Consider the following 26246-nt stretch of genomic DNA (forward strand, 5'->3'; position numbering starts at 1 on the left):
TCTCCGGTCCGGGGGCGCGGGCCCGCGAGTGGCCCGATGGTCAGGTTGCGCAAGGATCGGGCCAGCGGGCAGGCTTGGCCGGACGGTACACGGCCGGGGCCAGGGTCAGAGGCCGCTGCGAGGCGCTGGGAGGCAGGCGATGGGTGGACCGCACCGGGTGGCGGTGCTGGCGCTGGGCGGGGTGGTCGCCTTCGAGTTGGCCATCCCGTCGCGCATCCTGGGCTCGGCCAAGGACCCGGTCGACGACGGCCCGCTGTACGAGGTGGCGACCTGCACCCTGGACGGCGGCCCGGTGGCGACCAGCGCCGACTTCCGGATCTCGGTGGACCACGGCCCGGAGCTGCTGGAGTGGGCGGAGACGGTGATCGTCCCGGCCGCGTACGAGGGGCGCCCGTGGTTCACCGAGGGGCGACTGTCGGAGCCGATGGCGGCGGCCTTGGCCCGGATCCGACCGTCCACCCGGATGGTGTCGATCTGCACCGGGTCGTTTGTGCTGGCCGCCGCCGGGCTGCTGGACGGGCGTCCGGCCACCACCCACTGGCGCCATACCGACCGCTTCCGGCGGCTCTTCCCGGCGGTGCTGCTCGACCCCGATGTGCTCTTCACCGACGACGGCGATGTGCTCACCTCCGGCGGGGTGGCCGCCGGGGTGGACCTCTGCCTGCACCTGGTACGCCGCGACCACGGCAGCGCGGTGGCCAACCAGGTGGCGCGGACCTGCATCGTGCCGCCGTGGCGGGACGGCGGCCAGTCGCAGTACGTGGATCTGCCGGTGCCCCGGCAGAACGGCGCCGCCGCCGACACCGGGGGCACGGCGGCGGCCCGGGCGTGGGCGCTGGCCCGGCTGGGCGAGCCGCTGGGGCTGCGGGAGCTGGCCGGGCAGGCGGGGATGAGCGTGCGGACCTTCACCCGGCGGTTCCGGGACGAGGTCGGGACCAGCCCCGGGCAGTGGCTGCTGCTGCAACGCGCCGAGCGGGCACGGCAGTTGCTGGAGACCACCGATATGACGGTCGACCAGGTGGCGCGGGCGGCCGGCTTCGGCACCGCAGCGTCGCTCCGGGCCCGTATGCGCGAGCTGCTGGGGGTGGCGCCCAGCAGCTATCGGCGCACCTTCCGGGCGGGCCGGGTCTGAGCAGGGGGCTACGACCGGGTGGCGGGGCGCCCTGCGACGTACCCCGAGTACGGCACGGTGCTCCGCCACCCGACCGCGACGCCCGGGCCCTGTCCGGCGCCGCGTGATCCGCACTCGCCGAGGTGGCTCCCACCGGTGACCTGCACCGGGAGCCGCCTCGACGTCCCCTCGCAACGGACCGCTGCACCCAAGGGTGATCAGCCATACACGCGCCGTCAATGGCTTGTCGGAAACTCGGAAGGGTTGCGGTGGGTTTCGGTCGTCCTGACCCCCAGCAATGGCCGGAACGCTACGGTCGCAGCGCGCCCGCGTACGCCGCCCAGCGCTCACCCATCAGCCGCTGACCTGCGGCGTCGGGGTGCAGCCCATCGGGCATCAGACCGGCGGCGGCATCCTCGGCGGCGAACAGTTCACGCCCGTCCAGATACGTCAGCCGGGCATCGCCGCGCCGTCTGCGGACCGCCACCGCCTCGGCCAGCACCTCCCGGATCCGAGGGAGCGTCATATCGCCGCTCACCCGCCGGCGCACGCCGTCGGGCCCCTCATACCAGCTGTCCGGCGTGGTCTCGCGCAGCTCCCCGCCGTACACCGGGGAGACCACGGTGACCGGCACCTCCGGCTGCCGGTCCCGGATCGCGGCCAGGAAGCCGTGCAGCGCGGGTGCCAGCGTACGGGCGCGCAGCGCGGCCGAGTTGTGGACATTGATGCCGACCTCCAGGGTGATGCGGTCGGCGGGCCGGGCCGCCACCACCCGGGCGACCAGCGGTTCCAGCAGGCAGCCGCCGCCATAGCCGAGGTTGGTGGGCCGCAGGCCGAGCAGCCGGGCGGCCACCGCCGGCCAGCAGGCGGTGGCGGCGACCCGATGGCCCTGGGTGATGCTGCTGCCGTACACGGTCCAGCGGGGCCGCCGGTCGGGGGCGGGCGGCCGCAGCGGGCGGCCGTCCACGGCCCGCAGGGCGCGGATGCGTACCCCGGGCAGCACCGGCAGCCAGATCTCGACCTGCTTCTCGCCCGCCGGGAGGTCCGGCAGGTCGACCATGGCGTCGGTGAGCGCCACCGTGGGGGCGGCCACCTCGCGGACCGGCTCGCCGTCCAGCACCAGGGCGTAGGGCGGAGGGTCCTCGGCGGGCGGGGAGCCGGGCAGCGCCACCGGCTGGATGTGCAGGGCCAGGTGGCGGGAGCCGGTGGTGCAGCGCAGCCGTACGCCGCTGGGGCCCATGGCGGCGACGGCCAGCAGCGGGTGGTGGAGGTCCAGGTCGGCGTGGGGCAGCCGCCAGGGCTGCACCCAGCCGTCGCCGTACTCCAGGTCGATCGCGCCGTCGACGGCGGTGACGCCGTCGGGCAGCACTCCGTCCGCGCGCGCAGCGCGGCCGGTCAGACCGCCATGGCCTGGACACCCGCGCTGGCCGCCGTCGGCGGCCGCTCCCGGTCGATCTCGCACCAGACACGCTTCCCCGATCCGTCGGGATACCAACCCCATCGGTCGCAGAGGCAGTCCACCAGCTCCAGGCCCCGGCCGCCCACCGCATCGCCCTCCGCGCAGCGGCGCTGCGGCGGGGTGTCGCTGGCGTCGGCGACCTCGACCCGCACGGCGGGGGTCTCCGCTTCGACGTCGAGCGGGAAGACCAGCCGCAGCACGGCGGGGCAGCCGGTGTGCACCACAGCGTTGGTGACCAGTTCGGAGACGACCAGGACCAGGGTCTCGGAGAGCGGTGCGTCCGGGTCGTACCCGCAGCCGCGCAGACGGGTGCGTGCCCAGGCCCGGGCGCGGCCGACCTCCGCCGGATCCGGCTGCACCGCCATCTGCAACTGAAGCACCTGCACCGCTCACACCACCCGTAGTCGCGGGCCGAAACGCTCTCCTCGGCACGGTTCGCCCCAGAATGATCGGCCGGAGGAGCGGACAGCAAGCGCTTCGGGCATATTCCAGCGACCGTGGCACGGGACGGTGCATACTGCCCCGCCACCGTCTCCGGGGCCCGGCCCGCACACACCTGAGGGAGCGTAACGAAACCTCCGACGACCGCCAGGGACAACGGCGCGGCCACGGCGGGAACCACCCTTGCTACATATGTCCAGCGGCGGGTCGAATGCCGCCGGACGGCGGTGCGCGCCCCTCAGGCGGAGAGCGGGACCGGGCCGTCCTCGGCGCCGCCCGGGCCGCCGGTCCCGGCCTCGTCCGCCGGGTCCGCCAAGGCCACCGCCGAGGCCGCGTCCGGGTGGATGTCGAAGAGCCGGCGTACGCCCAGCGCATTGAAGACCCGCTGCACCCGGCTCTCCCGGCCGTCCTCGTACCGGTCGGGGATCACCAGCCGCAGTTCACCGGCGCAGGAGCGCATCAGCCGGCGCGCGGCGATCAGCACGCCCACCCCGCTGGAGTCGCAGAAGTGCACCTCGGAGAGGTCCAGCACCAGCCTGCGGCGGCCGTCGGCCACCGCCTCGTGGATGCGCAGGCGCACGGTGGCCCCGGACACGAGGTCGATCTCGCCCGCCACGCGCAGCACCGTCCAGCCGCTGCGCTGCTCCGAGGTCACTGCCAGCACCACGGGCCCCTGTCCCTTCCGTGCCGAGCAGGCAGTCCGAGCGGTTCCCGGGCAGCGCTCCGGCCGCCGACGACCCTATGCGGTCTTTGCGACGGTTGGACAGGGTGCCGTGGTCACGCAGTCGTAACGTTGCGGATGAATCATCAGCTTTCGCTCCTTCTGTCACCCCTGCGGCCGGACCGGAACCGGACCGGAACCGGACCGGAGCCGGACCGGAGCGGGACCGAGCGGCGCCGGTTGCGGAAGAGGCGCGCGGAAGCACCGACCCCGGCGCGCGTCGTCTCGGGCACGCCTCCCCAGTGGATCTGTCGCCACGTCAACCTGTCGACTCCGATCTCCCTCTGCTCTTGGCGCAATCCCGCGCAACAGACCTCGCCACCCGGATACCTTGAGACGTATCCGAGCGCAGCGCACGCCTTTCCCCCGGGGCGGACGGAGCGTCAGGACGGTACGTCGGACCCCCAGGGGGAGATCGGCCCGGGTCCGGCGGTGCGCAGGAAGGGCGGTGCGCATGGCTACCCCCACCCCCATCCGCTGGGACCGCCAGATCCAGCAGCGCCTCGCCTGCGGCGAGGAGGCCGCCCTGGGCGAGCTGTACGACCAGTTCTCCCCGCTGGTGCACGGCCTCGCCAACCGCATACTGGACAGCCAGGAAGCCGCCGAGCAGATCACCCGCGAGGTCTTCGCCCAGGTCTGGGAGCACCCCGAGGCGTACAACCCCGAGCGGGGCACCATGCGCTCCTGGATCGGCACCCTCACCCACCGCCGCGCCGTGGAGCGGCTGCGCCGCCACACCGGTCTGGCCGACGACGGCGAAGCCTCCGCGCTCCCGGCCCAGTCGGCCGGTCTGGAGGAGGAGGTGCTGGCCGCCGCCACCGCCGCCCGGGTCCAGTACATCGTCACCTCGCTGCCGCACGCGCTGCGCGAGACGCTCACCCTGACCTACTTCGGCGGACGCACCTACCGGCAGGCCGCCCGCGAGCTGGGGATACCGGAGGCCACCGCCAAGCACCGGATGCGGCTCGGACTGCAACTGCTCGCCACCGCCCTCGCCACGGAGCACGGACGGTGACCGCCCCAGCCGCCGCCCCGCTGCCGCCCGACGAACACGAGGCGGTGCGCGGGCTGCTCGGAGCCTGGGCGCTGGACGCCTGCCCACCCGACGAGACCGCCCTGCTGGAGGACCACCTCACCGGGTGCGCCCCCTGTGCGACCGAGGCCGCCCGGCTGCGCGACGCCGCCGGCTGGCTCTCCGCCGACGAACCCCTCGACCCGGTGCCCGAGCTGCGCAGCCAGGTCCTGGAGGGGTGCCTCGGCCGCCGCGTCCCGGATGTCCGGGTGCCCGGCTGGGCCTCGCCGTACGCGGCGGAGACCGCCAAGCTGGACGCGCTGCTGCGCGACCTCGGCCCCTCGGAGTGGCTGGAGCGGGCCGAGGTCCCCTGGCACGGCGGGACGGAGTGGTGGCTCCCCGCCGAGGTGCTCTGCCATCTGGCCGCCGTGGACGGCTTCGTCGGCCGGGCGTACGGGATGGACGACCTGGTCCCCGGCGGAGACGCGGCGCCAGAGCCGGAGCCGGAGCCGGACCGGCCGTGGGCAGCCGTCAGCGACCGCACCGAACGGCTGATCAGCGCCCACGGCCGACGGGCCCCGGAGGCGGTCCGCGCCCTGTGGCGCGAGCAGACCCGGGCCCTGGTCCGGGCCGCCGCACTGGCCGGACCGGACGGCGGCGGGGTGGCGGTGGACTACGGCGACGTCCGCATCCCGGCCCGGGACGCCTTCGTGGACCGCGCCTTCGAGTGCTGGATCCACGCCGACGACGTGGCCCGCGCGGTGGACTACCCGTATGAGCCGCCGTCCGCCCGGCATCTGCGGCAGATGATCGACCTGGCCGCCCGGATGCTGCCCGCCGCCCTCGACGGGCTGCGCGGCGGGCCGCACGGCGGGGCCGAGGCCGGGGCCGAGGCCGCGAACGGGCGGCCCCGGGTGGTCAAGCTGGTGATCGAGGGGCCCGCCGCCGGCGAGTGGCTGATCCCGCTCGGGGCCGCCGAGCCCCCGGCGGACGCCGGACCGCCGCCGGACAGCGAACCGGTGGCCTCGCTGGCCGTCGACGGCCTGGAGTTCTGCTATCTCGCCGCCGCCCACCGCGACCCCGACCGGATGGCCGTCGGCCAGCACGGCGACTCCGCCGCCGTCCGGGAGATGCTGCACGCCGCCCCGCTGCTCTCCCGGCCCTGAGGCGGCGTCAGGCGGCGCCAGCGGACGTCGGAGAACGTCAGGTGAAGACCACCGTACGGGTGCCGTTCAGCAGCACGCGGTGCTCGCTGTGCCACTTCACCGCACGGGCCAGCGCCTGGCACTCCACATCCCGGCCGATGGCGACCAGCTGGTCCGGAGTGACGTCATGGGTGACCCGCTCGACCTCCTGCTCGATGATCGGGCCCTCGTCCAGGTCGGCGGTGACGTAGTGGGCGGTGGCCCCGATCAGCTTGACGCCTCGGACGTGCGCCTGGTGGTACGGCTTGGCGCCCTTGAAGCTCGGCAGGAAGGAGTGGTGGATGTTGATGATCCGGCCGGACAGCGCCTTGCACAGATCGTCGGAGAGCACCTGCATATAGCGGGCCAGCACCACCAGGTCGACCCGCTCCTTCTCCACCAGCTCCAGCAGCCGGGCCTCCCCGTCCGCCTTGGTGTCCCGGGTGACCGGGATGTGGTGGAACGGCACGTTGTAGGAGTCGGCCAGGCCCTCGAAGTCGGTGTGGTTGGAGACCACGGCCGCGATCTCCACCGGCAGGGCGCCGATGCTGGTGCGGAAGAGCAGGTCGTTGAGGCAGTGGCCGAACCTGCTGACCATCAGCAGCACGCGCATCTTCTCGTCGGTCGGGTGGATCCGCCAGTCCATGTGGAAGGAGGCGCCGATGGCGGCGAAGCTGGCCCGCAGCTTCTCCACGGTGACCGGGTCCTCCGCGGAGAAGTGCACCCGCATGAAGAAGAGGTCGGTGTCCTGGTCGCCGAACTGCTGGCTGTCGACGATGTTGCAGCCGGTCATGAAGAGGTAGCTGGACACGGCGTGCACGATGCCCTGCTTGTCGGGGCAGGACAGGGTGAGGACGTACTGGCGCCGACCGCCGGCCGTGCCCGCTGCCGCGTCTTTCTGCTCTGCCACGGTCGTCGCCGCCCTCTCCTCGCCGCTGCCGGGCCCCGGGGCCCCTCGGAGACCAAGCGTGACACAGACCGGGGCGCTGCCCCGGCGCTGCCCGCACTGCGGACGGGCGGGGCGGGGCGGCTCAGGCCGTACGGGTGAGGATCGCCAGGACCTCCAGCGAGCGGGGCGGCGCGTCCGGGTCCTCGCCGTCGTTCTCGGCCAGCCGCTGATGGGCCTCGCGGGCCGCCCGGACCGCCTCCGGCCAGGCGTGGTGCGCCAGGTACGCGGTCGCCGGGGCGTCGGCGCCCACCTGGTGCAGGATGCGCAGCACCCGCAGCACCGCCACATCCACCAGGGCGGCCTCGCCCGAGTCCCGGAAGATGGTGCCCACGTACTTCTCGGCGGACCAGCGGTCCAACCAGGTGTCCTCGACCAGCCGGTAGACGGCGTCGGTCACATCTCCGAACCCCGCGCGCCCGGCCACCCAGCACTCCTGCTGGAAGGCGGGGTCGGAGAGCATGTGCAGCGCGGAGCGGACCCGGGCCCTCCAGCGCCACCACGGCATGTCGTTCAGCGGCATGCCGCCCATGGTGGTGGAGCGGTGCCGTGCGCGGAAAGAGTTCGAGGAGACCGGCATAGGAATCCGATAGTACGTTCTTCGCGAGGGCGACATTCCGGCACCCCCCGCAGGGTCGAGCGCCCCCTGCGCCGGGCGCATGCCACCCCCTCGCCCGCCCCCACCCGGTGTTCACGTCCCGGCACCCGACCGTTCCCCCGGCGTCCCTCCCGCCGTGTGCCGCGCCGACCACGCTGGCCATCCGGTACGACGCGCACCACGGCTCTCAGGGGAGGGGCACGACCTATGAGGCGGCTCGGACAGTCCGGCGCCAGGTTCGGCAGGTTCGGCGGCAGGCGGTCCGGTACCGCCCTCGGCCGTCTGCCGTCGGCCAGAGCGCTCGCCGCCGCCGTACTCACCCTGCCCGCCGCACTCTCCGCCACCGGCTGCGGCGGCCCGGCCGACGCCGCCACCTCCGGCGGCATCACCGTGATGACCTGGGCCCCGATCGGCACCGGCGGCGCCGACCGGCCCGGCATGACCGCCCTCGCCGAGGCCATCGGCCGCCGGGTGAACGCCGAGGGCGGCCTCTCCGGCCACCGGCTGAACGTCATCACCTGCAACGAGCACGACACCGCCGCGGGCGCCGACGCCTGCACCCGGCAGGCCGTGGACGCGGGCGCGGTCGCCGTGGTCGGCTCCTCCAGCCAGTACGGCGACAGCATCTTCCCCGTCCTCCAGAACGAGGGCATCCCCTACATCGGCGGCTACGGCCTCTCCGCCGCCGAGTTCAAGAGCCCCAACTCCTACCCGGTCAACGGCGGCACGCCCGCCCTGCTGGCCGGCAGCGGACGGCAGCTGATCGCCGAGGGCTGCCGCAGCGTCGCCGTGGTCCGGCCGGACACCCGCGCCGGCGATGTGATGATCGGCTACCTGGCCCGGGCACTCGCCCCGGCCGGGATCAGGCCCACCGATATCCGGGCACCCGAGCAGTCCACCGACTACGCTCCCGCCGCCGAGCAGGCCATCGGCACGGACCAGCCCCACCACTGCGTCACCGCCGCCCTGGCCGCCGACCCCACCCAGACCTTCGTCGACGCCTACCGCAGGCGGAAGCCCGCCCACACCCGGCTCTCCTCGGTGATCGGCAGCTTCCAGCAGTCGGTGGTCGACGCCACCGGCGGCAGCAGCGGCCCGCTCGGCGACGCCTACGCGGCCAGCTGGTACCCGGCCGAGTCGTCCAAGGTCTGGGACGGCCTGCGGGACACCGCCCGCCGCTATGCCGTCGGCGACACCGGCATCGACCCCTCGGACCCGGGAGTGCAGACCACCTGGGTCGCCTACCGGGTCTTCCTGGAGACGGCGAAGCGGCTGGGCCCGGAGATCGGCTCCCGCAAGCTGATCGAGGCCCTGGACACCCAGGGGCCCCTGGACACCGGCGGCGCCACCCCGCCGCTCAGCTGGCGGCTGAGCGACCTGCTGGCGAGCGTCGACACCCCGCGCCTGGTCAACACCTCGGTGACCTTCCAGGCCGTGCGCGACGGGCAGTTCACCGACCAGCAGCGCGGGTTCACCGACGTACGGTGGGTGCTCACCGGCGCCATCCCCTGACGCCCTCTCGTGCCCGGCTCAGCTACGGCGGGCGGGCAGCTCCTCCTCCAGGGTCCGCACCAGGGCGCTCAACCGGCCCCGCTCGGGGTACACCGAGGGCACCCCGGCGGCGTCCAGCGGCCGGGCGCAGACCACGCCGATCGCCGCCGCGAGCACCCGGCCGTCCCGCAGCGCCGCCACCAGCTCCTCGTACCGGCCCAACTCCCGGGCCTGCGCGAACAGCCCCTCCACGGCGGGCTGGCTGGTGAACGCCACCGCGTCCACCTCGCCCGCCGCCACCGCCGCCACCAGTCCCCGGGCCGGCCCCGGATCGGCCGGCGGCCCCCAGCGGTACACCGGCACCGGCAGCACCTCGGCCCCGGCGGCGCGCAGCGCGGCGGTGAACTCCGGCATGGGCGCCCCATGCTCCTGTACGGCCACCCGGCGGCCCGCCAGGTCCTGCGCCAGCAGCCAACCGAGCAGGTCGTCATTGGACTCGGTGGGCGCCGAGTACACCTCGCGCAGCCCGCAGCCGCGCACCGCACCGGTCGCCTTGGGGCCCCGGCACACCACGGCCGCCCGGGCCAGCGCGGCGGACAGCTCCCCGCCCCGGCCCCACGCCTCGGCGGCGGCCAGCCAGCCCCGGAAGCCCACACCGGTGGTGACGGCCACATAGTCGGGCGGGGCGGCGACACAGGCGTCGACGGCGGCCCGCAGCTCCTCGTCGTCCTCCAGCGGTTGGGTGGACATGGTCGGCGCCTCCACCACCCGGGCGCCCCGGCGGCGCAGCAGCCCCACCAGGTCCTCACGCCGCCGGTCTGCGGTCACGGCCACGGTCCGCCCGGCCAGCGGCCCCTCGGCGGGCGCCACATGCGGGGCGGGGTCGTCGGTGAAGCGGGTCGGCTCAGCCATGGGCCCAGCATGCCAAAGCCCTACCGGGCTCATCGAACGGGCACCGACCACACCAGCACCACGCCCGCCCCCGCCCAGGCCGAACGGGGCCGGTCCAGACCCGGGCGACACACCCCGCAGGCCCCACACAAACCGACCCGACACAGCCCACCCACCGTGGATCCCACGCGGGCCAAGCACGGACGGCCCGAGGCGAACCAGCCCCCAAAACCCAACGACGGGCCGGACAGGGCAGAGCCAGACCCGGGCGACACACCCCGCAGGCCCCACACAAACCGACCCGACACGGCCCAGACCCCCGGACCCCGCGCGGGCCAAGCGGGACGGACCGAGGCGGACCCCCTGAACCCGACACCCACCCGCCCCCGCACACGAACCGACCCGGCACGGCCCAGACCCCCCGGGACCCCACGCGGGACGGGCGGTGGGGCCGGGCCGACCGGGGTGTCAGAGGTCGCTGTAGGAGCGGGTGGGCAGGCCGGTGCGGCGGGCGATGGGGTTCCACAGGTCGGACGCCTGCTTCTTGGCGGCCGTGGCCACACCGCTGGCGGCGTCGCCGCCCGACAGATGGCCCCCGTTGGCGGGCCGGTGGTGTCGGCGGCACGACTTGCCCGAGTCCCCCGCCCAGGCCGCGTACTCCTCGTCGGCCTTTGCCGACGCCTGCCAGGCGGCCCGCAGCCGGTCGGCGAGCCGGGCGCCGTCGGGCAGCTTGTCGACCTTCAGCCCCTCCAGGTTGGTGACCAGCTGCCGCCGCTGGCCGGCCGCCTCCACCAGCTTCTGCCGGGCATTGCCCAGGTCCTGGCAACCCCGGATCGCGCCGACCGCCGCGACGACCGAGCCCCGGCTGTTGGAGGCCGTGCCCATCAGCCCGGCCAGGGCCTGTGCCTGGGCCTTCATCTCCGGGTCGACCCGGTCCGAGGCGGCGGGGGGTGCGGCCGGGGCGCCGGACTCCGGCTGCTGGGAGCCGGTGGCCCCGGTGGCGGGCGTGGAGGCCGCCGCCGGGGTCTTGTCGCCGTCCCCGCCGCCGCTGAACAGGGCGCCGCCGAGGATGCCGACCAGTGCGCAGGCGCCGACCACCACCCCGGCAATCGCCTTGGCGGACGGTCTGCTGCTGCGGCGCGAGGACCGCTGCTCAGGCTCGTCCCGCAGCTGCCGGCCCCCGTACGGCGGCACGGGCGCGGGCGGCTGGGACGGAGCCGCCCCGAAGCCGGGCGGCTGCTGCTGCATGGCCGCCGGGTCGCCGGGCGGGTACGGCGGCAGGTACTGCGTCGCCGCCGCCTGGTCCGGCCCGCCCGGGGCGGGGGTCGTCGGATACGGCGGGAGGTACTGGGTGGCGGCGGCGTCCTGCCCGCCGGGGGCGGGCGCGGCCTCCGGGTACGGCGGCGGGTAGTGCGCCGCCGACCCGTCCGGCCCGCCGGGCTGCGCGGGCGCTCCCCAGGAGCCGTCCTGCGGACCGCCGCCGGGGCCCGGGTACCCGTAGCCGCCGCCGGACTGCTGGTACGGCGACGGGTCGGGCTCGGGCCGGAACAGGTCCTCGGGATTGAGTTCTCGGGAGTTCGGGCGGCGCTGGTTCAACGCGATTCCTCAACTGTGCGCGGATGCCGGGCTGCAACAGGCGGCCTGGCCCCCACGGTCCACCTCTTCAGAACGTCGCCCCACGCTACCCGTTCACCTCAACGGGTGACTACGCGCCCGTAGGTTCCAGCCGGATGACGGCCGCTCCGTCACGCAGCCGCCGCCTCCATCCCGGCGCGTTCATGGAACTCCCGCACCGCCCGCTGCTCCCGGAACGGCTCCAGCCGCCGCCGGAAGTCCTCCAGGTACTCCTCGCCCCGCTGCGAACGCAGACCGGAGAGCAGTTCCACGGCCTGCGCGCCGGTGTCGCACGCCTGCTCCACCTCCCGCTGCTGGAGGTGCGCGGTGGCCAGCAGCACCAGGTCCACCGCCCGCCGCCGCACCCGGCTCTCCGGGTGGTGCTCCAGCGCCGTCCGGGCCTGCCGCTCGGCCGGCCGGGCCTGCTCCAGGTCGCGGTGACAGTGCGCCAACTCGTCGGCCAGGTACGCCTCGTCGAAGTGCGCGATCCAGTCCGGGTCCTCGTCCGGCCGGCTGTGCTCCATGGCGTCCACCGCCCTGGCCGCGACCAGCCGGCAGGCCCGGTCGTCGCCCAGCAGGGCGTGCCCGCGCGCCTCGGCCGCGTAGAACATGGCCATCGCGGTGGCCGTGGCAGCGCCCCGCGCACCCTCCTGGGCGGCCCTCGCCAGCTGGGCGATCTCCCGGGGGTTGCCGAGCGCCGCGGCGAGGTGGCTCATCGAGGCGGCCAGCACATATCCGCCGTAGCCCCGGTCCCCCGCCGCCTGCGCCAGCCGCAGCGCCTGGATGTAGTACCGCTGCGCCAGGCCCGGGTGGCCGGTGTCCACGGCCATGTACCCGGCCAGCTCGGTGAGCCGCGCCACGGCCGCGAAGAGCCGCCGCCCGGTCTCCTCCCGATACGACCCGGACAGCAGCCCGGAGACCACGCTGTTGAGGTAGTGCACCACCAGCGGGCGCACATGCCCGCTGCCGAAGCGGTGGTCCAGGTCGACCAGCATGGCGGTGGCCGCCCGCACGGCGGCCACGTCCGACGGCCCCACCCGTGGGCCGCCGGCCCGCGCCACGGCGTGGTCGGGCGGGGTGATCAGCCAGTCGCGGCTGGGCTCCACCAGCGCGGAGGCGGCCACCGAGGCGCCGTTGAGGAAGTCGCGGCGGCCCACGTCGCTGCGCCACAGCTCGCACGCCTGCTCCACCGCTGCGGCGAGGGTCGGCGCGAACTGCAACCCGATCCCGCTGGAGAGGTTCTTGCCGTCGGCCATGCCGATCTCGTCGATGCTGACTGCCCGGCCGAGCTTGCGGCCCAGCGCCTCGGCGATCACCGCCGGAGCCTGTCCGCGCGGCTGCTGACCGCGCAGCCAGCGGGCTACCGATGTCTTGTCGTACCTCAGATCGAACCCGTGCTCGGCGCCGCAGAGATTGACCCGGCGGGCCAGGCCCGCGTTGGAGCAGCCCGCCTCCTGGATCAGGGACTGCAGCCGTTCGTTGGGCTGTCGTGCGATGAGCGGTCTGGCGGCCATGGCCTTCGCCTCCCCAACGCCCCCGGCTCTCCCCGGTGGGCGACCTGTGCTGTCCCGGCACCGCCGGACCCTGCCCTGGTCCTGCGCTCCGGCCCGCCTCGCAAGGTGACGGCACAGAGGCCCGAACCCGGGCCTCGTGCCGCCATATTCCGGACAATTGACGCAGGCACCTGACGTCAGCTTAGCGACCTGCGTCACACCCGGTGTACCCACCACAGACCGCCCGACTCCCCACGCGCCCCGGGGGGTGCACCCATGCGCCCCGCCGCGCGCCGCCCTGACCTGCGACTCCCTCCCGCAACCCGCTCCCCCGGCGCCGCCCGGACCCATCACCGTCACGAGTGACCGTCAGCGACCCCGCCCCCGGGCGCACCCGCGCCCGGCTCACCCGAAGCACCCGGCGCATCCGGCGCACCCGCGCCCACCACGCTCCGGGCAAGGCTCGGGCAAGCCGCAGCAAAGCCGTAACCCCCGCGCCCGGGCGTAGTTGAGCAGCACGTGGAAGAGACCCTGGGAGCGGCCGCGCAGGGGCGCGGCGCCGCCTCCGTACGCGACCTGCTCGCGGAAGCCGTCCGATACGCCGAGGACCGCCACTGGGAGGTCTCCCCCGGGACGTGGCTGATCGAGCAGGACGGGCGGGCCCGCTGCTCCTGCGGCGGCCGGACCTGCTCCGCACCGGGTGCGCACCCTGCGGCACCGGACTGGCAGGGGCGGGCCAGCGCCGCTCCCGGCGCGGTGCGGCGCTGGTGGACGGACCACCCGCAGGCGTCGGTGCTGCTCCCCACCGGGCGGACCTTCGATGTGCTCGACGTACCGGAGACGGCCGGGTGCCTGGCGCTGGCCCGGATGGAGCGGACCGGTGTGCAGTTGGGCCCGGTGGTGGCGATGCCGGCCACCGGGGGGCGCGGTCGGCGGCTGCTCTTCCTGGTACTGCCCGGGGTGCTGCCGAAGCTGCCCGAGCTGCTGCGCCGGCTCGGCTGGGCGCCGGGCCGCCTCGATCTGGTGGCGCACGGCGACGGCGACTGGATCGTGGCGCCGCCGTCCCGGGTGGGCACCTATGGCTTCGTGCAGTGGGCCCGGCCGCCGTCCGAGGCCAACCGCTGGCTGCCGGAGGCGTCCGAGCTGATCGACCCGCTGGCGTACGCCTGCGGTCGCGAGGCGCCGCCGTCGGCCGCCTCCCCGGTCGCGGCCTCCTGACCCTCACCCCCAGGGCCCCGTCTCCCGCCGGAGACGGGGCCCTCGGCGGTGTCCGGCGCGCGTCAAGGTGCCGATAAGGATCGGACTTACCCGTTCGGAGGCGGCGAAAGCCCCTCGGACGGGGGACAGGGCTCAAGGATTGGCCGGAACAGCCGAGGGGATGAATCCGGTCGGGAGGGACCAAGAAAGGACGAACCAGAAGAAAACCGAAGTAAAGGGAGAGAAAGGGGTCGGAGAAGGCGGAGACCCGGTCCGGAAGGGGAAGCCGGCGCGGGTCTCGGAAAGGGAGAAAGGGTCGGGGAGGGACGGTGCCTCGGGGAGAGGCAGGGCGGGGAACAAGGGGAGGGAAAACAGGAGGGGAAGCAGGAGGGGAAAGGGTCGGGGAGGGGTCGTCGCCCGGTGCGCTCGGGGTTCCGGGAGACGGCTGGGGAGCGGAGGGCTTCGGCGCACGGGGAGCGCCGGGGCCCTCCGCTGCGGGGCCCGCGTCCGCCCCGGCCGAGGCCGGGACGGAGGCGGGTCAGGCCCTGCCGACGAAGACGTGCGAGGCGATGTCCTTGTCCAGCTCGGCGGCCTCGCCGCCGCTGCCCACCAACACCCCGCCGGGGGACTCGGTGACATGCACCACCGCGCCGGGCTGAACCCCGGCCCGGCGGAGCGTCTGCATCAGCTGGGCGTCGGTCTGGATCGGCTCGCCGATCCGGCGAACCACCACATTCTTCCCGTCGGCGCCGGGAGCCAGCGCATCCAGGGTGATCAGCCCGGCATCGAAGCCCTCGTCCGCCGCCGGGGCATCGCCCAGCTCCGCCAGGCCCGGGATCGGGTTGCCGTACGGCGACTCGGTGGGGTGGCCCAGCATCTCCAGCACCCGCCGCTCCACCGCCTCGCTCATCACATGCTCCCAGCGACAGGCCTCGGCGTGCACCTGCTCCCACTCCAGACCGATGACGTCCACCAGCAGACACTCGGCCAGCCGATGCTTGCGCATCACCCGGACCGCCAGCCTGCGCCCCTCCTCCGTCAGCTCAAGGTGCCGGTCCCCCGCCACTTGCAGCAGGCCGTCGCGCTCCATGCGGGCCACGGTCTGGCTGACCGTGGGGCCGCTCTGCTCCAGGCGCTCGGCGATGCGGGCCCGCATCGGGACGACGCCCTCCTCCTCCAGCTCCAGGATGGTCCGGAGGTACATCTCCGTCGTGTCGATCAGTCCGCTCACGGCCGCCGGCTCCGTTCCTCGAATTCCTCCTCCAATTCTGGCCTATCGGTACGACATAGGGGCGCCACGGTTGACAGCGGGCCCCGAAAGGCTTCACCGTGCTCGCCATGGCGCCTGCGGTCCAGACCAATCCGCGAGGCAGAGACGAGAGAGCGGGCAGCGCATGACCGACCTGGCCGGGCAGTACTTCGACGCCGCCGTCTCCCTGCTCCAGAGGGCCCGCGACGAGGAAGGCGGCAACGTCGAGCGCGCCGCCGAGGCGCTGGCCGAGGTCGTGGCGGACGGCCGCCGGGTCTTCGCCTTCGGCGCCGGGCACTCCTCGCTGCCCGCCCAGGACGTGGTCTACCGGGCCGGCGGCCTGGTGCCGATGAATCTGCTGGCCGTCCCCGGCGTCACCGGGGTGGATGTGATGCCCGCGCCGCTCAGCAGCGCCCTGGAGCGGGTCTCCGGACTGGCCACCGCCACCCTGGACGCCTCCCCGGCCGTCAGCGGCGACCTGCTCTTCGTGATCTCCCTCTCCGGCCGGAACATGATGCCGGTGGAACTCGCGGCGCACGCCCGGGAGCGCGGGCTCACCGTGATCGGGCTGACCTCGCTGGCGTACCCGGAGGCGGTCTCCTCCCGGCACCCCTCGGGGACGTATCTCAAGGACCACTGCGACATCGTGCTGGACACCAAGATCGCGGTCGGCGACGGCGAGCTGGCCGTGGAGGGCGCCCCCACCACCTTCGGCCCGGTCTCCACCCTGGTCGCCTCGGCGCTGATCCAGGCGGTGGTCGCGGTGGCCGTCGGCAAGCTGACCGACCGGGGCGTCACCCCGCCGCTCTTCCGCTCCGGCAACGTCGACGGCGGCACCGAGTGGAACGCCCGCATCCTCGCCGAGCAGGCCGACCGGGTCTTCTACACCTTCTGACACCCTGGCCCGTCCCCGGAGGGCCGCCCGGCAGGGCCAGTCACGGGGCCGCCCAGCGAGAGTGCCCGGCGGGGCCGGTCAGGAGGGCCGGTTAGGGGGCCGGTCACGGGGCCGCCCAGCGAGAGTGCCCGGCGGGGCCGGTCAGGGGAGCCGGTCAAGAGGCCCCATCAGGAGGCCGCCCAGGGGATTAGTCAAGGGGCCAGTCACGGGGTCGCCCAGCGGGCCGCCCGGCGGAGCCCCGGTCAGGGAGACCGGTCAGGGGGCCGCCCGACGGGCCACCCGGCGGGGCCGGTCAGGAGGGCCGGTTAGGGGGCCGGTCAGGAAGGCCGCCCAGCGAGAGTGCCCGGCGGGGCCGGTCAGGGGAGCCGGTCAAGAGGCCCCATCAGGAGGCCGCCCAGGGGATTAGTCAAGGGGCCAGTCACGGGGTCGCCCAGCGGGCCGCCCGGCGGAGCCCCGGTCAGGGAGACCGGTCAGGGGGCCGCCCGACGGGCCACCCGGCGGGGCCGGTCAGGAGGGCCGGTTAGGGGGCCGGTCAGGAAGGCCCCACGGGGTCGCCCAGCGGGCCGCCCGGCGGAGCCGGTCAGGGAGACCGGTCAGGGGGCCGCCCGACGGGCCACCCGGCGGGGCCGGTCAGGAGGGCCGGTCAGCGAGAGGCCCGGCGGGGCTGGTCAGGGGGTGTGGCGGCCGGCCAGGTCTACGGCGGCGGCGACTCGGGAGGCGATGTCCTCCGCGTATGCGAGGTCCGAGCGGTCGAAGCGGCGGCGCCCCGGGCCGCGCAGAAAGGTCAGCACCCCGACCGTCCGGCCGCGGCTGCGCAGCGGTGTGCAGAGCCCGTGCACGGTGGCGGACGGCCAGCGGCGGTCGACCGCCCAGGCGGCGTCCCCGCCGCCGGTGACGCAGACCGTGCCGCCGCGCTCCAGGGCCCGCAGTGCCGGGTGCAGCTCGGCGTAGCGGACGGGGATGCCGGACGGCTCCGGGCCGGGGTCCTGGGCGACCGTACCGAGCGGCGAGGCGGCGGCCCGCACCAGGCCGCCGACCTCGCCGTCCACCGCCAGATCAAGGTAGGCGTGGTCGGCGAATCCGGCGAGTACGAAGTCCAGGTAGCCGACCGCGCCCTCCATCGGGTCCTCGCACTCGGCGGCGGCCAGACCGGCCCGGCGGAGCTGGGTGGCGCGGAAGCGCAGCACCGTGCCCTCCTGCTCGGCCTGCTCGCGCTCGGTGACGTCCTCGAAGAGCCAGGCCACGCCGAGCGGCACCGGTTCGTCGCCGAGTGGCGAGCCCAGCCGGACGAACTGGCTGCGCCAGCAGCGGCGGCGGCGCTCCTCGTCGTCGCGCAGGGTGGCCCAGAGCTTGACCGAGCCGAGTGGCTCCCCGGTGGCCAGGACGTGTTGGAGGGCCGATTCCAGCTCCTCCACGCCGTCGCGCAGCACCTCGCCCAGCGGGTGGCCGAGCAGGGAGCCGCGGTCGACGCCCAGGGCGCGGGACGCGGAGGCGCCGACGGCGGCCGGCCGCAGGTCGGCGTCGACCAGCACCACGGCCAGCGGCGCCTCGTCGAAGAGTGCTTCGGAGAGGCCGAGCGACCGTTCCAGGTCGACCTGGGCGCGGGCCTCGGAGAAGGCGAAGTAGAGGCCACCCTCGCCGCCCTCGCCGTCCTCGCGGCCCTGGCCGTCCTGGCCGTCCGGCGCCGCACCGGCGGCCACCGCGCTGACCTGGGCGCGGACCAGCACCCGGCGGCCGTCCCGGGTGAGCAGCGCAAACTCCTGCACCCGGTGCCTGCCCTCGGCGGCGGCGTCCCGCAGCAGCGCGGCGACCGCGTCGGCGTCGGCCTCGCGGACCGCCCAGCCGGCCAGACCGGGCCGCCCGACCGCCTCCGCCTCGGGCCAGCCGAGCAGCCGCTCCGCCTCGCGGTTCCAGTGGGTGACGGAGCCGTCGGCGGCCATGGCGCAGAGCCCGACCTCCATCGCCTCCATGAGGGCGGTCAGCAGTCCACGGTCCGGCAGCGGCCCGGCCTCGGGCGGCGGCGCGGCGCCGACCTTGCGGAGCCGCGATCCGGGCCCCGTCGGTCCTGCTGCCGTCGGTCGCTGTGCGGTCATGCTGCCCACCTCCCCCACACGCACGCCCATTCAACCTGCGGAAAACCCGCCGTACACCCGATTCCACGAATCCCCGGTCCAAATCGACCCGTACGTGTGCTGTGCGGTCGCCACCCCCGCCTTCATACTGGCCGGGCGGAGGGCCGACGACTGGGGGGTTGGGTTCCATGGCGGCGGAGTCGCGGCGCGCGGTGCAGGAGCAGGAGCTGCTTCCGGAGCTGTTCTGGGCGGCGGACGGCGCCTCCCTCCAGGGGCAGCGCAGGACCGTCACCATGTCGCGCTTCCAGCTGATCCTGCTGACCGCCGCCGCCGTGGCGGGCTCCGCCGACGAGCCCTGGATCGCGGCGCTGTCGGCGGTGCTGTTCTTCCTGGCGATGTGCGCCTCGGGGCTGGCCAATCTGCACAATCCGCAGGGCCTCTGGTACGAGGGCCGGGCCGTCGCCGAGTCGGTGAAGACCCTGGTGTGGAAGTACGCCGTGCGGGCGGACGCGCAGACGCCGCCGCCCACCGTCCCGGGGGACGCCGAGTCGCTGTACCGGCTCCAGCTCACCGGCGTACTGGCCGTCTTCCGGCGCAGCCGGGCGGTGCCGCCGGGGGCCGGGACGGATGTCACCGAGGCGATGCGGCGGCTGCGCGACGCGCCGCTGGCCGTGCGGCGGGACGTCTATCTGCGGGAGCGGGTGCGGAACCAGCACGACTGGTATGTCGCCAGGGCGCGTGCCTGCGACCGGGCGGCGCGGGTCACCGGCTGCCTGTCGGTGGCGCTGCCGCTGCTCGGCGTGGTGCTGGCGGTGCCCCGCATCCAGGGCGACTTCAGCTATGACGTCCTGGGCGCGGTCGCGGCGCTGGCCGCCTCCGCGACGGCCTGGTCGCAGCTGCGCCAGTACCGGCCGCTGGCCGCCGCCTACCGGCTGGCCGCCGATGAGCTGGAGCTGGTCCGGGTCCAGCTGGCCGCCATGGACCTCAGCGCGCCGGACGCGGAGGAGCAGTGGTCGCGGCTGGCCCGGGACGCCGAGGACGCGGTCTCCCGGGAGCACACCACCTGGCAGGCGCGGCGCGAGGTGCGGGGCTGACACCCGGGCTGCCGCAGGTCTGCGGCAGGTCTGCGGTGGGCGGACGGCGGGCTGCGGCGGGCGAAAAGTTCCCGGAAAAACCCCGTTGCCTCCCAGGGAGGGGCGTGCCTATCGTGGCCGCACACCGAAAGGAGGTGATCCAGGGTTGAGTACTCCCAGGACGCGTGAGGTGGCTGCTTCCTAGCCGCCCCGCCCGGTTGCCGAGTAGGGCGGCGGGCAAATCCACAGCAGACACCCGACCCGCGGGCCCACCGGGATCGTCCCCCGGTGCCTGGTGGCAGGCGTGAGCGCCTACCTCCGGGAGCAGCCCGCGGGTTGTCTGCGTTTCCGGCGGCCCCGCTGCCGTCCTGCTAGGGGCAGAGCCGTTCGACCGTCCAGCCGGTGGGGGAGGCAGGGTCGGCGCGGTAGCGGAGGCGGTCATGGAGGCGGTTCTGGCGGCCCTGCCAGAACTCCATCGCCTCCGGGTGCAGCCGGAAGCCGCCCCAGAACGGCGGCACGGGCACGCCCTCGCCCTCCGGGTAGCGGTCGGCCAGTTCCGCGTAGCGCTGCTCCAGGACCTGCCGGGAGGCGATCACCCGGGACTGCTCGCTGGCCCAGGCGCCCAGCTGGGACCCGTGCGGGCGGGTGCGGAAGTACCCGGCGGTCTCGTCACGGCCGACCCGTTCGACGCTGCCGGTGACGATCACCTGGCGGGCGATCGGATGCCAGGGGAAGAGCAGCGCGGCGTGCGGGTTGGCCGCCAGTTCGCCGCCCTTGCGGGAGCCGTAGTTGGTGTAGAAGACGAACCCCCGGCCGTCGAAGCCCTTGAGCAGCACGGTGCGGGCGCTGGGTCGGCCGTCCGCGTCGGCGGTGGAGAGCACCATGGCGTTGGGCTCATGGATGCCGGCCGCCTCGGCCTCGGCGAACCAGCGGCCGAACTGGGCCATCGGGTCGTGGGCGAGTTCATGCTCGGCGAGTCCGGCGGCGCTGTACTGGCGGCGCATCGACGCCGGGTCGGACGCGGGCAGCGCCGCCGCGCCGGGCGCGGGGGGCGAGGCCGGCGGTTCGGCGGGGGGCGTACGGCGGGGCGCGGAGCGGGCGCGTTCCGGGAGATGCACGTCCACATCATCCAGTACCGGCCGCCGCCGGTGGCGCGGGCCCCGGCCTGCGGCTGTGCCGTAGCTCACTCCCGGCGGGGGTGAATCCGGCCGCCACCCGGGGAATCTCGACGTCGAGAGAGATGGTGGCGGGGCGCGGGGGGCCTCGCCACCGACGCGTCGGCGACGGCGCGGCGCCCGCTGCCCCGCCGGGGTGACGACGTCCCCGTCCGGGGGCATCGACCACGGCGGCGCATGGCGCGATGCACCCGGTGCCTGCAAATCTGGCACTGCGTGCCATCCACGCGTACGCTGCGCATCACCCCGCAGAAGCAGAGCACTGCCACCCCAGCCAGACCACAGGCGTACCAAGCCGACAGGTCGATCACATCAAGAGGAGCCGCCTGATGTCCGACTTCGTACCCGGACTCGAAGGTGTCGTCGCGTTCGAGACCGAGATCGCCGAACCCGACAAGGAGGGCGGCTCCCTCCGCTACCGAGGCGTCGACATCGAGGACCTGGTCGGCAACGTCTCCTTCGGGCACGTCTGGGGCCTGCTGGTGGACGGCAAGTTCAACCCCGGCCTGCCGCCGGCCGAGCCGTTCCCGATCCCGGTCCACTCCGGTGACATCCGGGTCGACGTGCAGTCCGCGCTCGCCATGCTCGCCCCGGTCTGGGGCCTCAAACCGCTTCTCGACATCGACGCCGAGCAGGCCCGCGACGACCTCGCCCGCGCCGCGGTGATGGCCCTCTCGTACGTCGCCCAGTCGGCGCGCGGCCAGGGCCTGCCGATGGTCCCGCAGCGCGAGATCGACAAGGCCGAGACCATCGTCGAGCGGTTTATGATCCGCTGGCGCGGCGAGCCCGACCCCAAGCACGTCAAGGCGGTCGACGCCTACTGGACCTCCGCCGCCGAGCACGGCATGAACGCCTCCACCTTCACCGCCCGCGTCATCGCCTCCACCGGCGCCGATGTGGCCGCCGCGCTGTCCGGCGCGGTGGGCGCCATGTCCGGCCCGCTGCACGGCGGCGCCCCCTCCCGGGTGCTGGGCATGATCGAGGAGATCGAGCGCACCGGCGACGCCGTCGGGTACGTCAAGAACGCCCTGGACAAGGGCGAGCGCCTGATGGGCTTCGGCCACCGCGTCTACCGCGCCGAGGACCCGCGCGCCCGGGTGCTCCGCCGCACCGCCAAGGAGCTGGGCGCTCCCCGCTACGAGGTCGCCGAGGCGCTGGAGGCCGCCGCGCTGGAGGAGCTGCACAACCGGCGCCCCGACCGGGTGCTGGCCACCAATGTGGAGTTCTGGGCCGCGATCATGCTGGACTTCGCCGAGGTGCCGGCGCACATGTTCACCTCGATGTTCACCTGTGCGCGCACCGCCGGCTGGTCGGCGCACATCCTGGAGCAGAAGCGCACCGGCCGCCTGGTGCGCCCCTCCGCCCGCTATGTCGGCCCGGGTACCCGCGACCCCCGCGAGGTCGACGGCTACGGCGACATCGTCCGCCACTGAGCCACACCGGCCGAGAGGCCCTGTGCGGCGCGGGCCCGGCCCTCCGATGAGGTGCCGGGCCCGCGCCCGTACGACACCCCCTACGACACGTCTCAGCCGATGGACGGAGACCGCGTATCCGGGCCGCCGCCCGTTAGGCTGCGACCGTGGCTCAGATCCAGATCCCCGCTGACATCAAGCCCTCCGACGGCCGCTTCGGCTCCGGCCCGTCCAAAGTGCGGCCCGAGGCGCTGAGCGCCCTCGCCGCCACCGGGACCTCCCTGCTGGGCACCTCGCACCGCCAGGCCCCGGTCAAGAACCTGGTCCGCCGCGTGCGCGACGGTGTGAGCAGCCTGTTCTCCCTCCCCGAGGGCTACCAGGTGGTCCTGGGCAACGGCGGCTCCACCGCCTTCTGGGACATCGCCGCCTTCGGCCTGGTCCGGGAGAAGTCCCAGCACCTGAACTTCGGCGAGTTCTCCTCCAAGTTCGCCGCCGCCGCCAAGGCCGCGCCGTGGCTCGCCGACCCGAGCGTCGTCAAGTCCGACCCGGGCACCCACCCGCTGCCGGTCGCCGAGGCCGGTGTGGACGCCTATGCGCTCACCCACAACGAGACCTCCACCGGTGTCGCGATGCCGATCCGCCGGGTCGCGGGCGCCGACGAGGGCGCGCTGGTCCTGGTGGACGCCACCTCCGGCGCCGGCGGCCTGCCGGTCGACATCACCGAGGCCGACGTCTACTACTTCGCGCCGCAGAAGTGCTTCGCGGCCGACGGCGGCCTCTGGATCGGCGTCTTCTCCCCGGCCGCCCTGGAGCGCGCCGCCGAGATCGCCGGCTCCGGCCGCTACATCCCGACCTTCTTCGACCTGCCGACCGCGATCGACAACTCGTCGAAGGACCAGACCTACAACACCCCGGCGCTCGCCACCCTCTTCCTGCTCGCCGACCAGCTGGACTGGATCAACGGGCAGGGCGGGCTGGACTGGGCGGTCTCCCGCACGGCGGACTCCTCCTCGCGCCTGTACACCTGGGCCGAGAAGTCCCCGTACGCCAACCCGTTCGTCGCCGAGCCGGCGCAGCGCTCCCAGGTGGTCGGCACCATCGACTTCGCCGACAGCGTGGACGCCGCCGCCGTCGCCAAGGTGCTGCGCGCCAACGGCATCGTGGACACCGAGCCCTACCGCAAGCTGGGCCGCAACCAGCTGCGGGTGGCCATGTTCCCGGCGGTGGACCCGGCCGATGTGGAGGCACTGACCGCCTGCATCGACCATGTGGTCGAGAAGCTCTGACTGTTCCAGGCACACCGGCGAGGCCGTGACCTGCGGGCATTCCCGCAGTGGTCGCGGCCTCGCCGCATCTCCGGCCGGGAGGGCGAGGGCGCGTGACGGCGTGGGCCGTCCGGGTCCCGCGCTGTAGGCCGACCGGTGGCTTTCCGCTCGGCCGGACCATATCCGGGCGTTCCGGGGCGAGGTGTCTCCCCGTCGGCGCGGCTGCCCCGCCCGCCACGGCACCCGAGACGGAGACCCCGCCCATGGCAGTGTTGCGCCTCCTCCCCCGCGCCCTGGCCGCCGCTGCCGCCGCCCTGGCCCTCGCCTCGGCGCTGCCCGCCGCCCCGCCCGCCGCCGCCAGGACGGCCGAACCGGCCGCCCTCCGGGCGGCGGGCAGTTGGATCGTCACCCTCAGAGCGGAGCTCCAGTCCGACGCCTCGGTGGGCAGCCAGGCCGCCGCCCGGGCCAGCCGGGACCTGGTGGACCGGTACGGGGGCACGGTCGGCCATGTCTACGGCGCCGCGCTCAACGGGTTCTCCATACGACTCGGCAGCGCCCAGGCCCAGCGGCTGGCCGCCGACCCGGCGGTGCGCGCCGTGCACCCGGACGGCGTGGTCCGCATCAGCGCCGCCCAGACCGCCCCGCCGTCCTGGGGCCTGGACCGGATCGACCAGCCGAGCCTGCCGCTGGACTCCGTCTACCACTACCCGGACTCGGCCGGCGCGGGCGTCACCGCCTATGTCCTGGACACCGGCGTCCGGATCAGCCACCGCGACTTCGGCGGCCGCGCCTCCTACGGCCATGACTTCGTGGACGGCGACGCCACCGCCGAGGACGGCAACGGCCACGGCACCCATGTCGCCGGGACCCTGGCCGGGACCGCGTACGGCGTCGCCAAGAAGGCCGCGATCGTCGCCGTACGGGTGCTCGACGACACCGGCGCCGGCACCATCTCGGACGCCATCGCGGGCATCGACTGGGTCACCGCCCATGCCCGGCGGCCCGCCGTGGCCAATCTGAGCCTGGGCGGCGAGGCCAGCGCCGAACTCGACGCCGCGCTGCGCAACTCCATCGCCGCCGGGATCACCTACGCGGTCGCGGCGGGCAACGACGGCGCCGACGCCTCCGGCTCCTCACCGGCCCGGGTGCCGGAGGCGCTCACCGTGGGCGCCACGACCCGCAGCGACGCCCGCGCCGACTACTCCGACTACGGCCCGGTGGTGGACCTCTTCGCCCCGGGAAGCGGGATCACCTCGGACTGGCCGACCGATGACACCGCCACCCGCACCCTCTCGGGCACCTCGATGGCCGCACCCCATGTCGCCGGGGCGGCCGCCCTGTACCTGGCCACGCACACCGGGGCCGGTCCCGCCGAGGTGGCGGGCGCCCTGACCCGGGCGGCGGCGGGCGGCAAGCTCTCCGAGGTGGGCAGCGGCAGTCCCAACCTGCTGCTCCAGATCACCGGATGACCCCGCTGAGGCGGGCGGAGCAGGGCCGCCCGCCTCAGCGGTCCCCGCCGCTCGGCGGCTCCGGTCGGTCGGCGGCTCCGGTCGGTCGGCGGCTCCGGTCGTCAGCGGCTCCGGTCGGTCGGCGGCTCCGGTCGTCAGCGGCTCCGGTCGTCAGCGGCGCCCGCGCCGCAGCCGGGCCACGGCCAGCGCCGCCACCCCCACAGCCGCCAGCCCCAGCAGCGACCGGCCCGACAGCCCGCCGGAGGACCCGGCCGCCGCCCCCGGCGCACCTGCGGTGGACGGGCCTGCGGAGGGAGCGGCCGACGACGGCTTGGCCGAGGCGGTCCGCGCGGAGTCCGGCAGCGCCTCACCGGTCAGCGGCTCCCGCCACACCGACGAGTTGCGGCCCTCGCTCCCGTACAGCAGCGCCCGGCCGTCCGGGGTGAAGGTCACCGACTCGCCCTGGTACTGGAGCGGCACATTCACCGGGCCGATCCGGTGCGGTGCGCCGCCCTTCCAGCGGTAGGCGGTCGCCGAGAAGTAGCCGCGCAGCACCAGCCGCCCGCCGTCCGGGGAGAACGCCCCGTCGGTCACCGTGGCCGGGACGTCGGCGATCCGGCGGAAGACATTGACCCCCGACGCCGAGAGCCGCTCCGGCCCCGCGTAGAGGTGGCCGCCGCTGCGCTGCTTGCTGGCGATGTACACCCGGCCCGTCCGGGGGTGCACCATCAGCGCCTCGGCGTCGCGCGGACCGTCCTCGTACCGCACGGTGAACCGGGTCACCGGGACGGTCATGTCGTGCAGCTTCCCGGTCGGCTCGGTGAAGCGGTAGATCCACACCTCGGGCCAGGTGCCGCCCAGGTTGTCGCCGATGTCGCCGAGGAAGACGGTGGGCCTGCCCCGCTCGTCCGGGCCGATCGAGATCGCCTCGGTGTCGCGCGGGTCGATCCCGGCGAGGGTCACCGTCGCCAGGGTGCGCCCGGTCTTCTCGTCCACGGCGAAGACCCGGCCGCTGTCGCCGCTGTCGTTGTGGGTCCAGACGACCCCGGGGTGCAGGGTGCTCGCCGCCAGTCCGCTGGACTCGTCGATCCGGTCGTCCTGGAAGGTGAAGAGGGTCCCCCGGCTCTCCGCCGCCACAGCCGGACCGGCCGCCGCCCCCGCCACCAGCACCGCCGCCGCCGTCACCACCACGGCGACCTGCGTCGCCTTCTGCCGCCCCACCCCGAGCCGCCCCACCCTGCGCCCATCAGCCATGCCCCAAGCCTCGCACGGCGGCAGCCCGCCACCACAGCAGCCCAGCCCAACCCCACCCCGAGCCCAGCAGCCACACCCCAAGCCTCTGCACGGCAGCAGCCCACCGGTCAGCGCAGCAACGCCCCCACCACCACGGCAGCCCACCCCACCCTGTACCGCCCCACCCCACCCCAAGCCCAGCAGCCACACCCCAAGCCCCCGCACGGCAGCAACCCACCGGTCAGCGCAGCAACGCCCCCACCACC

22 protein-coding genes are annotated in these 26246 nt (G+C 74.8%); 10 read left to right on the plus strand and 12 right to left on the minus strand.

Features of this window, described 5'->3' with window-relative positions:
* Positions 1 to 139 precede the first annotated feature (139 nt).
* Complete coding sequence (locus C7M71_RS12440; RefSeq protein WP_111491795.1) at positions 140 to 1132, plus strand: GlxA family transcriptional regulator; 993 nt, start codon at positions 140 to 142, stop codon at positions 1130 to 1132.
* A 289-nt stretch (positions 1133 to 1421) separates the two neighbouring features.
* On the opposite strand, the gene C7M71_RS12445 is transcribed toward C7M71_RS12440, so the two are convergent.
* The 3 genes from C7M71_RS12445 to C7M71_RS12455 all read right to left on the minus strand — a co-directional run bounded on the left by C7M71_RS12445 (position 1422) and on the right by C7M71_RS12455 (position 3678).
* Positions 1422 to 2573 carry a GDSL-type esterase/lipase family protein gene (locus C7M71_RS12445; RefSeq protein ID WP_162824227.1) on the minus strand — a complete coding sequence of 384 codons (1152 nt, stop codon included), beginning with the start codon at positions 2571 to 2573 and terminating at the stop codon, positions 1422 to 1424.
* Complete coding sequence (locus tag C7M71_RS12450) at positions 2507 to 2956, minus strand: ATP-binding protein (protein ID WP_111491793.1); 450 nt, start codon at positions 2954 to 2956, stop codon at positions 2507 to 2509. The genes C7M71_RS12445 and C7M71_RS12450 overlap by 67 nt, the downstream gene beginning before the upstream one ends.
* Before the next feature lie 293 nt (positions 2957 to 3249).
* Positions 3250 to 3678 carry an STAS domain-containing protein gene (locus C7M71_RS12455; RefSeq protein WP_111491792.1) on the minus strand — a complete coding sequence of 143 codons (429 nt, stop codon included), beginning with the start codon at positions 3676 to 3678 and terminating at the stop codon, positions 3250 to 3252.
* 508 nt (positions 3679 to 4186) lie between these two features.
* Here C7M71_RS12455 and C7M71_RS12460 point away from each other — a divergent pair.
* Together C7M71_RS12460 and C7M71_RS12465 are read left to right on the plus strand one after the other, a co-directional pair.
* Positions 4187 to 4747, plus strand: coding sequence for a sigma-70 family RNA polymerase sigma factor (locus tag C7M71_RS12460; protein ID WP_111491791.1), 561 nt, complete (start codon positions 4187 to 4189; stop codon positions 4745 to 4747).
* Complete coding sequence (locus C7M71_RS12465; protein WP_111491790.1) at positions 4744 to 5910, plus strand: maleylpyruvate isomerase N-terminal domain-containing protein; 1167 nt, start codon at positions 4744 to 4746, stop codon at positions 5908 to 5910. Before C7M71_RS12460 ends, C7M71_RS12465 begins: the two co-directional genes overlap by 4 nt.
* A gap of 37 nt (positions 5911 to 5947) precedes the next feature.
* Here the strand turns inward: C7M71_RS12465 and purU are convergent, their stop codons facing one another.
* Both purU and C7M71_RS12475 read right to left on the minus strand, forming a co-directional pair.
* Positions 5948 to 6838: a formyltetrahydrofolate deformylase gene (gene purU / locus C7M71_RS12470; RefSeq protein ID WP_111491789.1), complete on the minus strand. Its 891-nt coding sequence runs from the start codon at positions 6836 to 6838 to the stop codon at positions 5948 to 5950.
* Positions 6839 to 6959: 121 nt separating this feature from the next.
* A complete protein-coding gene (locus C7M71_RS12475; RefSeq protein WP_111491799.1) occupies positions 6960 to 7406 on the minus strand; it encodes an SCO4402 family protein in 447 nt (148 codons plus the stop codon).
* Positions 7407 to 7679: 273 nt separating this feature from the next.
* Between C7M71_RS12475 and C7M71_RS12480 the strand changes: the two genes are divergently transcribed.
* Positions 7680 to 8984 carry an ABC transporter substrate-binding protein gene (locus tag C7M71_RS12480; RefSeq protein WP_111491788.1) on the plus strand — a complete coding sequence of 435 codons (1305 nt, stop codon included), beginning with the start codon at positions 7680 to 7682 and terminating at the stop codon, positions 8982 to 8984.
* An 18-nt stretch (positions 8985 to 9002) separates the two neighbouring features.
* Here the strand turns inward: C7M71_RS12480 and C7M71_RS12485 are convergent, their stop codons facing one another.
* The 3 genes from C7M71_RS12485 to C7M71_RS12495 form a co-directional block, all read right to left on the minus strand.
* Positions 9003 to 9875 (minus strand): uroporphyrinogen-III synthase, encoded by an 873-nt coding sequence (locus C7M71_RS12485; RefSeq protein ID WP_111491787.1) that lies wholly within the window; start codon positions 9873 to 9875, stop codon positions 9003 to 9005.
* Positions 9876 to 10322: 447 nt separating this feature from the next.
* Positions 10323 to 11450, minus strand: a complete 1128-nt coding sequence (locus C7M71_RS12490; protein WP_114914341.1) for a hypothetical protein — start codon at positions 11448 to 11450, stop codon at positions 10323 to 10325.
* Between the two features lie 149 nt (positions 11451 to 11599).
* Positions 11600 to 12982: a transcriptional regulator gene (locus C7M71_RS12495; protein WP_111492402.1), complete on the minus strand. Its 1383-nt coding sequence runs from the start codon at positions 12980 to 12982 to the stop codon at positions 11600 to 11602.
* A 498-nt stretch (positions 12983 to 13480) separates the two neighbouring features.
* Here C7M71_RS12495 and C7M71_RS12500 point away from each other — a divergent pair, with 498 nt between their 5' ends.
* Complete coding sequence (locus C7M71_RS12500) at positions 13481 to 14179, plus strand: bifunctional DNA primase/polymerase (protein WP_111492403.1); 699 nt, start codon at positions 13481 to 13483, stop codon at positions 14177 to 14179.
* A gap of 517 nt (positions 14180 to 14696) precedes the next feature.
* On the opposite strand, the gene C7M71_RS12505 is transcribed toward C7M71_RS12500, so the two are convergent.
* Complete coding sequence (locus C7M71_RS12505; RefSeq protein ID WP_111492404.1) at positions 14697 to 15389, minus strand: metal-dependent transcriptional regulator; 693 nt, start codon at positions 15387 to 15389, stop codon at positions 14697 to 14699.
* A 163-nt stretch (positions 15390 to 15552) separates the two neighbouring features.
* Between C7M71_RS12505 and C7M71_RS12510 the strand changes: the two genes are divergently transcribed.
* A complete protein-coding gene (locus C7M71_RS12510) occupies positions 15553 to 16302 on the plus strand; it encodes a sugar isomerase domain-containing protein (protein WP_111492405.1) in 750 nt (249 codons plus the stop codon).
* Between the two features lie 668 nt (positions 16303 to 16970).
* Here C7M71_RS12510 and C7M71_RS12515 read toward each other — a convergent pair.
* Positions 16971 to 18395, minus strand: coding sequence for a PAS domain-containing protein (locus C7M71_RS12515; RefSeq protein WP_111492406.1), 1425 nt, complete (start codon positions 18393 to 18395; stop codon positions 16971 to 16973).
* Positions 18396 to 18562: 167 nt separating this feature from the next.
* Between C7M71_RS12515 and C7M71_RS12520 the strand changes: the two genes are divergently transcribed.
* Positions 18563 to 19468, plus strand: coding sequence for a DUF4231 domain-containing protein (locus tag C7M71_RS12520; RefSeq protein WP_111492407.1), 906 nt, complete (start codon positions 18563 to 18565; stop codon positions 19466 to 19468).
* A 350-nt stretch (positions 19469 to 19818) separates the two neighbouring features.
* On the opposite strand, the gene pdxH is transcribed toward C7M71_RS12520, so the two are convergent.
* Positions 19819 to 20451 carry a pyridoxamine 5'-phosphate oxidase gene (gene pdxH, locus C7M71_RS12525; RefSeq protein ID WP_111492411.1) on the minus strand — a complete coding sequence of 211 codons (633 nt, stop codon included), beginning with the start codon at positions 20449 to 20451 and terminating at the stop codon, positions 19819 to 19821.
* 500 nt (positions 20452 to 20951) lie between these two features.
* Between pdxH and C7M71_RS12530 the strand changes: the two genes are divergently transcribed.
* From C7M71_RS12530 to C7M71_RS12540, 3 genes are all read left to right on the plus strand, one after another.
* Complete coding sequence (locus C7M71_RS12530) at positions 20952 to 22055, plus strand: citrate synthase 2 (RefSeq protein ID WP_111492408.1); 1104 nt, start codon at positions 20952 to 20954, stop codon at positions 22053 to 22055.
* Between the two features lie 146 nt (positions 22056 to 22201).
* Complete coding sequence (gene serC / locus C7M71_RS12535) at positions 22202 to 23320, plus strand: phosphoserine transaminase (protein ID WP_111492409.1); 1119 nt, start codon at positions 22202 to 22204, stop codon at positions 23318 to 23320.
* A 242-nt stretch (positions 23321 to 23562) separates the two neighbouring features.
* Positions 23563 to 24768 (plus strand): S8 family peptidase, encoded by a 1206-nt coding sequence (locus tag C7M71_RS12540; RefSeq protein ID WP_111492410.1) that lies wholly within the window; start codon positions 23563 to 23565, stop codon positions 24766 to 24768.
* A 150-nt stretch (positions 24769 to 24918) separates the two neighbouring features.
* Here the strand turns inward: C7M71_RS12540 and C7M71_RS12545 are convergent, their stop codons facing one another.
* The gene (locus C7M71_RS12545; RefSeq protein WP_162824228.1) at positions 24919 to 26001 is read right to left on the minus strand and encodes a TolB-like translocation protein; all 1083 of its coding nucleotides are present in this window, start codon (positions 25999 to 26001) and stop codon (positions 24919 to 24921) included.
* Positions 26002 to 26246 lie beyond the last annotated feature (245 nt).

The sequence above is a fragment of the Peterkaempfera bronchialis genome, from assembly GCF_003258605.2.
Lineage (GTDB): Bacteria > Actinomycetota > Actinomycetes > Streptomycetales > Streptomycetaceae > Peterkaempfera > Peterkaempfera bronchialis.